Origin of the sequence: Hahella sp. HN01, from assembly GCF_018986435.1 — a bacterium.
Lineage (GTDB): Bacteria > Pseudomonadota > Gammaproteobacteria > Pseudomonadales > Oleiphilaceae > Hahella.
The window spans coordinates 134,347-144,521 of sequence record NZ_JAHMIN010000018.1 but is presented as its reverse complement, the minus strand read 5'-3'; the positions used below and the strand labels follow the sequence as shown (position 1 = coordinate 144,521).

Here is a 10,175-nt window from a genome sequence, read left to right as displayed (position 1 = left end):
GCGGTAAGGGCCAGGTTGTGATGAGCCTCCACCAGCATGGCCAGCGCCACCGCCACGATGACTTTGTCCGCCACCGGGTCGAGAAACGCGCCGAAGGGCGTCATCTGGTTCCAGCGTCGGGCCAGATAGCCGTCCAGCCAGTCCGTCGCCGCCGCCAGGGCGAAAATCGCCGCCGCCACCACGTAATTGCCCTGAAAGGGAAGGTAATAAATCACGACAATGACGGGGATCAGGACAAGTCTGCCCAAGGTCAGGATGTTGGGGAAATTGAGAAAAACCGACTTTTTTGAGCGTTTATTCATGGAAGGCTGCATAAATTGTTTGAGCTATCACTTCACTAATGCCAGGCACGCGCTTGATTTCCTCGAGGCTGGCTCGTTCTATATTGCGCACGCTGCCGAAATAGTTGAGCAGGTCCCGTCTGCGTTTGGGACCAATGCCGGGCACGGCGTCCAAAACCGATTGCGTTCGCTTTTTATTGCGCTGGTTCCGGTGTCCAGTGATCGCAAACCGGTGAGCCTCATCCCTGATCTGCTGAATCAGATGCAGGGCGGTGGAGTCGCCCGGCAGATTCAGGATCGAATTATCCGCGGAAATGAACAAGGTTTCCATGCCGGGTTTCCGCGTTACGCCTTTGGCGACGCCAATCAGCGTGACGCCGGTGATTTGCAGCTCGTCAAAGACCTGGTGCGCGATGCCAAGCTGCCCCTTGCCGCCGTCGATCAGAATGATGTCGGGGAGACCGACGTCGCTGTCTTTCAGCTTGCTGTAGCGCCGCGTCAGCGCCTGCTCCATGGCGTGATAATCGTCGCCGGCGGGCACATCCTTGATATTGTAACGGCGGTACAGATCCTTGATCGCCCCTTCCGGTCCGAACACTACGCAGGACGCGACGGTCGCCTCGCCGAAGGTATGGCTGACGTCAAAACATTCCACCCGCTTCACGGAGGCTTCCAGGCTCAGTGCGTCGCAGAATGACTGCCAGCGCTGCAACTGCGCGTCCTGCGACTGCATGCGCGTGCTCAGCGCCTGATTGGCGTTGGTTTGCGCCAGATGCAGCCACTCCGCCCGGTTGCTGCGTACATTGTGCTCGATCCGCACGTTGCGATTGAAGACTTCTTTAAAGGCCTCTTTGAGCGCGTCCTTGTCCGTCAGGGCGACAGAGGTGGTGATTTCCTGAGGCAAACCGTAAATTGCGTGCTCGCCAAAGTAGTACTGATTGAGGAAGGAGGACAACAAATCGCCATCATCGCTTTCCAGTCTCTCCGACAAATAAAAGGACTTGCTGCCGACCACGCGGCCGGCGCGAATAAACAGTCCGTGCACTACCACCAGCTCCAGTGACGAAGAGAGTGCGAAGGCGTCGATGTCGCGCGCCACGCCTTCAATCGCCTGTTGCTCCTGCACCCGACGCAGATAGTCCACCTGATCGCGCAGCACCGCCGCCCGCTCAAAATCCAACTGCATCGAGGCGGCTTCCATCTGCTGGATGGTCTCGTTGATGATTTCCGGGTTACGCCCCTCCAGGAACATGGTGGCGTGGGACATATCCTCCGCATAGCTCTGCGGATCGATCAATCCCACGCAGGGCGCGCTGCAGCGTCCGATCTGATGTTGCAGGCAGGGACGGGAGCGATTGCTGAAAAAACTGTCTTCGCACTGGCGGATGCGGAAAATCTTCTGCAGCAGCGCCAGGCTTTCGCGCACGGCGGCGGCGCTGGTGTAAGGACCGAAAAAGCGGCCCTTGCCGGACTTTTTCTGGCGTACCCGGCGGAAGGTCAACGAAGGGTAGTCCGAGTCGGACGACAGATAGATATAGGGGTAGGATTTATCGTCCCGCAGCAGAATGTTGTAGGGCGGCTTCAGCGTCTTGATCAGGTTCTGTTCAAGCAGCAGGGCTTCAGTTTCGCTGTGGGTGATGGTGATTTCAATGTCGGCGATTTTCTCCACCAGCGCACGGGTCTTGATGCTGACGCCGGTGTTGCGGAAGTAGCTGCTGACGCGGTTTTTCAGATTGCGCGCCTTGCCGACGTACAACACCTCGCCGCGGGCGTCCATCATGCGATAGACGCCGGGATGCGTGGTGAGTTGTTTGAGAAAAGATTTAGCGTCGAAAATGGATTGCGATTCCACCGATCAGAGTTTTCCGTCGGATTGCTGTCAAATGCGCCGTTTTCCGCCTGTGCGGAGCGGCGCCCGGGGCTGGCGACGTTTTATATCGCCAGAGTCCTTAAGTTCAGGTTTTCAGGCTGCCGACCTGATTGGCGTCGAGCATACCATGCCGGATGGCGAGAAGGGTGAGTTCAACATCGCTGTTGATGTTCAGTTTCTCGAAAATACGATAGCGGTAGCTGTTGACCGTTTTCGGGCTCAGGCAGAGTTTGTCGGAAATCTCCTGCACCTTATGGCAGTTCACGATCATCATGGCGATCTGCATTTCGCGTTCGGACAGACTTTCGAACACGTCGCCTTCTTCCGCGTCGAACGGACGCAGCGCCATTTTCTGAGCGATGTCCGGGCTGATGTAACGCTGCCCCGCATGCACCACGCGGATGGCTTTGACCATCTCGGTAATATCCGCGCCCTTGGTGATGTAAGCGGAAGCGCCGGCTTTCATGACCCGTGAAGGAAACGGGTCGTCTTCACAGGCGGTGACCGCCACCACTTTTACGCTTTCATCAATACGATGAATGCGGCGCATGGCTTCCAGCCCGCCAATACCGGGCATACGAATATCCATGAGAATAATATCGATCGGATGCTGGCGGACAATACTGACCGCTTCCTCGCCCGAGCGGGCTTCCGCGACTACTTCAATACCGTCTTCATCTTTTAACATTCTGGACAAGCCGGCGCGCACCAGCTCGTGGTCATCAACAATTAACACCCTGATCAAAGTATCACCTCGCAGTCTTCCTTGTTGATCCTTGTTCGAGCCGACCGGGCGTAAACTCCCAAAACACTCGCAAATCTCAACAGAGCTAAGGCGCTCATTATAAAAAACGTGTAACTAAAACGATAGACGAAAAAGTCGGCTACCTTTAGACATTATCACGATATGAAATCGCTGTCGGATTAAATTTGCATCCGCCATTTTAAAAGCGCCGTCGACCACTTGTATGGCGATAGATTCCGCATATTCGAATGAATAAATATCATCGATATTTGTTGCAGGTTTTGATCAAAAACACAGCGCCTTCACGTATAAGTATAGGTTTGGAAAAGCGCGACTAAAATGCGACGACGTGCGCAGGGAGCTTAACGTATATTAATCTGAATATTTGGACAACTTTATAAGTGCTTGTTTAAATAAAGCTAATTTTCATCGAAAGCGCTTCCCTTTATCCAGTCGCGCATTGTCGCGGAGGCAGGGAAGTCGAGATAACTAAAAACTGGGAATGGATATGAAAGACGACAAAATCAAAGAGGAAAGCCTTGATCATCACTTGATACTGCGCCACCTGTTATTGGCCGATTACAACGACATCAAGGAGGTGATGGACAAGGTCTATCACAACCTGGGCGGCGCCTGGACCAAACGTAAATTTCGCGCGCAGCTGAAAACTTTCCCGGAAGGCCAGATTTGTATCGAAGACAACGGCAAGGTGGTCGCCGCGGCTTTCTCGGTAATCATCGATTATCACAAATTCGGCGATCAGCACACCTATGACGAGGTCACCGGCGACGCCTATCTCACCACCCACGACCCCAATGGCGATGTGCTGTACGGCGTGGATGTGTTCGTCGATCCGGATTACCGCGACATGCGCCTGGGGCGTCGTTTGTATGAAGGACGCAAAGAACTGTGCCGCAACCTGAACCTGCGCGCTATAGTGGCCGGGGGGCGCATTCCCAATTATCAGTCCTACGCGAAAAGCATGACGCCGGAGGAGTACCTCGAAGCGGTTAGTCGTAAAGAGGTGTACGACCCGATTCTGACGTTCCAGCTGTCCAATGACTTCATGGTGAAGAAAATCATTACGGGTTACCTGCCGGAGGACAAAGAGTCCAAAGGCTACGCCACCTTGTTGCAATGGGATAACCTGAACTACGAACCCGGCGCCAAGCAACTGATCGGCGCCGCCAAGACCACTGCCCGCGTTGGCTGCGTGCAGTGGCAGATGCGTCAGATGCGCAGTGCGGAAGAGGTGCTGCAGCAGGTGGAATACTTTATCGACGCATTGTCGGACTACAAGTGCGACGTGGCGTTGTTCCCCGAGTTTTTCAACGCGCCGCTGATGGGGCTGGAGCGTCATGCTAATTCCATTGACGCCATCAAGTATCTGGCGGGCTTTACTGACAAGATGCTGGAGGAAATTTCCCGCCTGGCGGTCAGTTACAACATCAACGTGGTGGCTGGCAGCATGCCGGTGATCGAAGACGGCGAACTCTATAACGTCGCCTACATGTGTCGTCGCGATGGCGGGATTGAATCTCAATACAAACTGCATCCCACCCCTCATGAAAAGAAAGAATGGACCATGCAGGGCGGCGATGCGCTGACGGTGTTCGACACGGATTTCGGCAAGGTGGGCATCCTGATCTGCTACGACGTGGAGTTCCCGGAACTGGCGCGTCTGCTGTCGGATCAGGAGGTGGAGATTCTATTGGTGCCGTTCTGGACCGACACCAAGAATGGTTATCTGCGCGTACGTCGCTGCGCCCAGGCGCGGGCGATTGAAAACGAATGCTACGTGGCCATCGCCGGTTCGGTGGGCAACCTGCCTCAGGTGGACAGCGTGGATATTCAGTACGCCCAGTCAGCGGTATTTTCGCCCTCAGACTTCGCATTCCCCCACGACGCCATCATGGCGGAAACCACCCCGAATACAGAGATGACGCTGATCGTCGATCTGGATTTGAACAAGCTGCAGGAACTGCAGAACGAAGGTTCCGTGCGTAACTATCTGGACCGCCGCCGCGATCTGTATCGCATCGAATGGCAGGGAGAGCAGGAGTAGCCGTCGGGCTACTCCTGCTTGATCTTATTGGGACCGAGAGAACCGGGAAGAGCTGACTACAGCAGGTGTTTGTAGTCAGCTTCCAGCTGGTTGAAGTTAAGCTGCCCAATAAAACGGGAGAAGCTCATCCACGCCGCCAACCCTTTCAAATCCTGAAAGAAGGGCGGCACATAGCGGGGCGCGGTAATGACGCCTTGCTCCTCCAGATCATGCAGGCTGGCCAAATCATCCAGTACGATCTTGCCGCAGAACAGCATGGGCAGGCGGTCGATCTTGCCCCTGGCGAAGGCCAGACGCAGGAAGTTGTAAGTCAGCACAAAGCCCTTGATGTAGGTGATGTCCTTGGCGAAGGGCCCCAGGTTGGGAGTGCTGCCGCGAAACACCCTGGCGGCCAGGGTGAAGCTCTCGTCCTCGCTGATGCCTTTCTCACACAGGTAATGAAACACGTCATTGAAGGTGGCTCCGTCTTCGGCGAGAGTCACTGCGCGCACCCGATTGATAAGCTTGAACAGGCGCGTCGGGCCGGAGCGCAGAGTAAGAATTTCACTTAATACGGCAAGGCCTTCCTGGGTGATCGTCGCGGAGGGCGGCCCTTTGCTTAGAAAAGTGCAGTAGGGCTGGCTGCCGCCGTTGAGGGTGGTGCCGAGATGCACCCAGCCCTCGTGAACTTCCAGTACATCCACGTCTTGTTGATTGAACAGGGCGTCGTTGCGGATCTTGATGTAATCCGTGCCCGCCGCCGCATCGGCGGCGATACCGTCGGAGATCATGACGCGGATACCGGCGCCGACGAAAAAGTTGGACAGGCGGGCGTTCAGTTCGTCCACCACATATTGTGCGGGTAAATTCTTTTCCGACTCCTGCATGGAGTTGTCTTTTAGCAGGTTGGACAGAGTCATCTCCATCATTTCGCCGAGTTCCGCCAGAGTGGGGTCACCGGCATGGAACGCGTCGCTGGGGGAGCCGTATAGTTCCTGGGAGATGTAGCTGAACTCCGGCGTGCCCCGCGCTTCCAGCATGCGCACCACCATCTGATATTCCCGGCATACGCGGCGCATGATCTGGGTGACCGGGTTCATTTGCCCCAGTTTTTTACTGATCTCGCGTTCTATCTCGTAGAACTCGGCTTTTTTGGCGGCGGGGTCGAAACCCAGCGGACAGTTTTTCTGGTAGTACTCAAGGTCCACCTGGGGCGCTTTTTTGAAACCGGAATCAAAAAACTGCTGACGGATCGACGGCGACCATTTGATGGCGTCCAGGATGCGGATCGGCTTTTGCGCCTCCACGATGCGGTCAGAGAGCGATTTCAGGGTTTGGAGGTACGACTCTCCCATTTGATTGGACGGCATAGACTCTGTGAGTTCCTCTTGTTGGACGGCTGCTTTCCGGTCGAGTTGGCGTCTGGAAGAATGCGGCGCCTCGCGCGGTCCGGCAGTTTCGATTCTAGTGGCGTTTCCGGCCTCGCGCCAAGCCAATTTATGTGTTTCATCGTCGCCGATCACCCAAGCCGTGGCGAAGGCCGCGCACGCGGTGGCGTAATCGCCGGTTTGTCTGTAATCTTCTTTAAATACGTGCGCTTGCGCGCGCGCCAAAGGGTTTCCGCCGGGGCCTGGGAGTCCGGCGCTATGGGGAGTTCAAGGGGATGAGCACAACGCAGTATGCAGATAGTCTGAGAGAATTTCTGGTTCGGAAGATTGTTAAAGCGGAAAGAGAACTGCAGCAACTGAAGATGGACTATTGCCGGTTCATCTACGGTATTTCCCATCGCACCAAGATCAAGTTCGAAGGCGGCGTTTATCTGGTGCAGTCCGTGGACCTGGACTCCATGCAACGCCTGGATAATGGCGAGTGGGGGAAACCTTGCGTTACCGCGACCAGGCTTGACGGCGGGGAAAGCGAAGGAGCCTCCCCCATACAGATTCCTTCCCAATGGGAACTGTGCTGACTCAGGCCACCAATCCCCAGGCGTTGATGCTGTTGAACAAACTGCACTCTTTGGGAAATTCCTGGCTGTACAGCCACTGCTCAGCGGCGCAATGGCCGGCGACGTACATCTCTGTGTGGCGGTGAGACTTCGCCCGCTCAATCAATTCCAGATCGTTGTCGTCATGACCCGGCGCGCCCAATCCTTTGGCGATGAGATAGCACTGCATTTGCAGGCGTTGACGGTCGCTGCACTGAAAAAATTCCGCCGCCGCATCCGCCGCGCCCTGCAGATAGTCCAGGGTATGTTCGAACAGTGCAGGGTGCAGAAGAATATCCGGGGCGAAGCCGTTCAGGCGCATTTCCAGCACCTGGGTTGACCAGAACATCTGTAGTTGTTTGATGGATTCGGATGGCGCGCAGGAACAGCGCGGATCTTTGCGCACGGAGTTGACGCTGAGGTTGCCGAGGACGACGTGTTCATCCGCGTCCTTTTTCATGGCTTCAGTCAGACTGTATATCAGGCAGACAATAAGACCGAACAGTATTGCCTCCATCCCGTGGATCAGCCATTGCATAAATTGAAGTATCCCTATTATTAACCAAGCAGACAAATAGCTCCCTTCTATTTGTCTGCAACGACAGGTCCTGCACATGTCAGGCCCTGTCTCCCGCGGCTGGCCGCCGCACAGGCGCATCCTTGCGCCTGATTATCAACATGCCAATATCATCGCCATGTTAATAAAAGACTCACTGGCGGCTAAGCGCGCAGGGTGATTTCTTAGTTTCCGTCTCTTTTACTGCTTTGACCTGTCAGCGTTTTGTCCTTGCTCGTGCGGTGTCGGTATTCCGCCTGGCGTCAGCAACGCATGCTTATAACTGCTGGTAATCAAGTTATACGAATCGCATAAAAGCGCCTGTGATCCAGGTGACATTTTGTTTTATGTCGAAAGGATTAGGCTGAAACTGTGAAGAACCGCATGCGAGATTCGTTAACCAGGACGACTTATTAGCGCGCCAGACAGCCTGTCGGCGCGCTTGGGGTATGAATAGTAGATAAGAGTAGGTAAGAGAAGAGTAGCGAAGAAGAGATTGACGGCTCAGGCGGTCTGCTTGAGCTTATGCTCGTTCAGATAGATGTAGAGATCCTCGAAGGACAGAGGCTTGCTGAACAGATAACCCTGGGCGAAATCGCATTGATTGGCGATCAGGTATTCTTTCTGATCGGCCGTCTCCACGCCTTCCGCTACGACCTTCAATTGCAGTTTGTGGGCGACGGCGATAATCGCCGAGGTGATTTCCATGTCGTTGCTGTCCTCAGGAATATCGCGCACGAACTCCCGGTCGACCTTCAGCGCATTCACTGGCAGCTTTTTCAGATAGCTGAGTGAAGAATAACCGGAGCCGAAGTCGTCGATAGCCAGACTGACTCCGGTTTGCTTGAGGCGCTTCAGTTTGGCGGTGACGGCTTCAATATCGCCCATCAACATACTTTCGGTGACTTCCAGCTCCAGCCATTGCGGCTCCAGGCCGGTTTCGTTGAGCACTTCCTCAATGCTTTGCTCCAGTTTCGGATCATCGAACTGACGCGCGGACAGGTTGACGGCGATTTTGATGGCGGAGCCGGTCAGGTCCTGCAGCATTTTCATCTGCATACAGGCGTTTTTCAGCACCCAGCGGCCGATTGGATTGATCAGTCCGGTTTCTTCCGCCACGCTGATGAAACTGTCCGGCATCACCAGTCCCTTGCTGGGGTGGTGCCAGCGGATCAGCGCTTCGACGCAGACGATTTTGCCGGAGGCCAGATTGACCTGGGGTTGGAAGCCGAGGGTGAATTCCTCGAACTGTAGCGCGTGGCGCAACTCCTGCTCCATCAACAGTTGTTTGAGAGCATGAGCGTTCAGCTCTTCCGTATAGAAGTGATAACGGTCGCGGCCATGCTCTTTGGCCCGGTATAGCGCCAGATCCGCGTTCTTCATCAGCACGTCTGCGTTGGCTCCGTCCGCAGGGGCCAGGGTGACGCCGATGCTGGTGGAAACGATCACCTCATGCTTTTTGAGCTTGATGGGCTCCTTGAGAGCTTTCAGAATTTGCGTGGCGACGGGAGTGACGGAAAACGTGTCGACGATATCGGTCAACAGCACGGTGAACTCATCGCCACCTAAGCGAGCGACGGTGTCTTTGGCGCGCACGCAGTTTTTCAGACGTTGCGCCACGGTTTGCAGCAGGCTGTCGCCGGCGTCATGTCCCAGGGTGTCGTTGATGCGCTTGAACTGGTCCAGGTCGAGAAACAGCAGGGCGATTTGTTTACGATCGCGGCGGGCGGCTTTCACCGCCTGCTCCAAACGGTCCACGAACAGACGACGATTGGCGAGTCCGGTGAGGGAGTCGTACAACGCCATTTGCTGCATCTTGCGGTTGGCTTCTTTCAGCTCACTGACGTCCACCCCGGAGATTACGTAGTTGGTGACGGTATTGTCGCTGTCGCAGACAGTGGAGACCGTCACCGCCCACCAAAAATCGTGGCCGTCCCGGCGACGGCTTAAGACTTCGCCTTCCCAGCCATCGTACAGAATCTCGCTTTCCCAGATTTGCTCCTGCGGCTTTTCCTCTTCCACGTCTTTGGGATTGAGAATGTCGAGGAAGCGGCCGCGGGCTTCTTCCTGACCATAGCCGGTGACATTGACGAACTTGTTGTTGACGAATTCGATGCGGCCAAGACGGTCTGTGATGATGATTGAACAGCCGCTGTTAGTGACCGCGCTGCTCAGCTTTTTTAACTTGAAGTCACGCTCATGCAATGCTCTGACCTTGGCGGAGAGCTGACGGTTGAGGCGGATTTGAATCAGGGATAAAAATGCGAAGATAACGGCGATGCTGAGGGTGGTCAGAATCGGCCAGGACAGGCTTTCGCCCTCAAAGTAATACAGTGAAGCCAAGTGGATGGTTGCGACGCTTCCCAGCATAAGCAACGAGATAGGTAGTACGTTCCAAAACTCACCATGTTTTCGCATGTATCTGCATCTCTGTGTCCAGGTTCCATCCGGTAACCTACTGCGGGCCTCTTCTTAAGCCTCCCAGTGTAGAAGCTGGCCTCAGGTTGCTATAGTCAGATTTTGTAACCATCGTAACCATATGTAAAGCGACAAAGCCGGAGTGTGACGCCCCTCAAAAAAAGCGCCCCGGTCTGATTACGGGTTGTAAACTGTTAAATAACTTTTACAAAGCCCATGCCGGCGGACTTGCATTAGTCATGGCAAATTCCCTGTATTGAGGTCGAGAGACTAGGTC

At 55.0% G+C, this 10,175-nt stretch carries 8 protein-coding genes; 2 read left to right on the top strand and 6 right to left on the bottom strand.

Going from position 1 to position 10,175, the window contains the following annotated elements:
* The 3 genes from KP814_RS18180 to uvrY all read right to left on the bottom strand — a co-directional run.
* On the bottom strand, positions 1–302 hold a 302-nt coding region (locus KP814_RS18180), incomplete at its 3' end, for a CDP-alcohol phosphatidyltransferase family protein (protein WP_253938461.1).
* The gene (gene uvrC, locus KP814_RS18175; RefSeq protein ID WP_216738074.1) at positions 295–2,133 is read right to left on the bottom strand and encodes an excinuclease ABC subunit UvrC; all 1,839 of its coding nucleotides are present in this window, start codon (positions 2,131–2,133) and stop codon (positions 295–297) included. The genes KP814_RS18180 and uvrC, both read right to left, overlap by 8 nt.
* A 103-nt stretch (positions 2,134–2,236) precedes the next feature.
* Positions 2,237–2,896: a UvrY/SirA/GacA family response regulator transcription factor gene (gene uvrY, locus KP814_RS18170; protein ID WP_011397823.1), complete on the bottom strand. Its 660-nt coding sequence runs from the start codon at positions 2,894–2,896 to the stop codon at positions 2,237–2,239.
* Positions 2,897–3,404: 508 nt separating this feature from the next.
* Here uvrY and KP814_RS18165 point away from each other — a divergent pair.
* The gene (locus KP814_RS18165) at positions 3,405–4,961 is read left to right on the top strand and encodes a carbon-nitrogen hydrolase family protein (RefSeq protein ID WP_127969946.1); all 1,557 of its coding nucleotides are present in this window, start codon (positions 3,405–3,407) and stop codon (positions 4,959–4,961) included.
* 56 nt (positions 4,962–5,017) lie between these two features.
* On the opposite strand, the gene KP814_RS18160 is transcribed toward KP814_RS18165, so the two are convergent.
* Positions 5,018–6,310 carry a flavohemoglobin expression-modulating QEGLA motif protein gene (locus tag KP814_RS18160; RefSeq protein WP_216738073.1) on the bottom strand — a complete coding sequence of 431 codons (1,293 nt, stop codon included), beginning with the start codon at positions 6,308–6,310 and terminating at the stop codon, positions 5,018–5,020.
* A gap of 293 nt (positions 6,311–6,603) precedes the next feature.
* Here KP814_RS18160 and KP814_RS18155 point away from each other — a divergent pair, with 293 nt between their 5' ends.
* Positions 6,604–6,906, top strand: coding sequence for a hypothetical protein (locus KP814_RS18155; RefSeq protein WP_216738072.1), 303 nt, complete (start codon positions 6,604–6,606; stop codon positions 6,904–6,906).
* Position 6,907: 1 nt separating this feature from the next.
* Here the strand turns inward: KP814_RS18155 and KP814_RS18150 are convergent, their stop codons facing one another.
* Together KP814_RS18150 and KP814_RS18145 are read right to left on the bottom strand one after the other, a co-directional pair.
* Entirely contained in the window at positions 6,908–7,462 is a 555-nt protein-coding gene (locus KP814_RS18150; RefSeq protein ID WP_216738071.1) for a hypothetical protein, read from the bottom strand.
* Positions 7,463–7,984: 522 nt separating this feature from the next.
* Positions 7,985–9,898, bottom strand: coding sequence for a bifunctional diguanylate cyclase/phosphodiesterase (locus KP814_RS18145; RefSeq protein WP_216738070.1), 1,914 nt, complete (start codon positions 9,896–9,898; stop codon positions 7,985–7,987).
* Between the last annotated feature and the right edge of the window lie 277 nt (positions 9,899–10,175).

Coding starts and splice junctions, on each gene's coding strand:
- KP814_RS18160 (WP_216738073.1), bottom strand. CDS start 6,310: ATGCCGTCCAATCAAATGGGAGAGTCGTACCTCCAAACCCTGAAATCG.
- KP814_RS18150 (WP_216738071.1), bottom strand. CDS start 7,462: ATGCAATGGCTGATCCACGGGATGGAGGCAATACTGTTCGGTCTTATT.
- KP814_RS18145 (WP_216738070.1), bottom strand. CDS start 9,898: ATGCGAAAACATGGTGAGTTTTGGAACGTACTACCTATCTCGTTGCTT.
- KP814_RS18165 (WP_127969946.1), top strand. CDS start 3,405: ATGAAAGACGACAAAATCAAAGAGGAAAGCCTTGATCATCACTTGATA.
- KP814_RS18155 (WP_216738072.1), top strand. CDS start 6,604: ATGAGCACAACGCAGTATGCAGATAGTCTGAGAGAATTTCTGGTTCGG.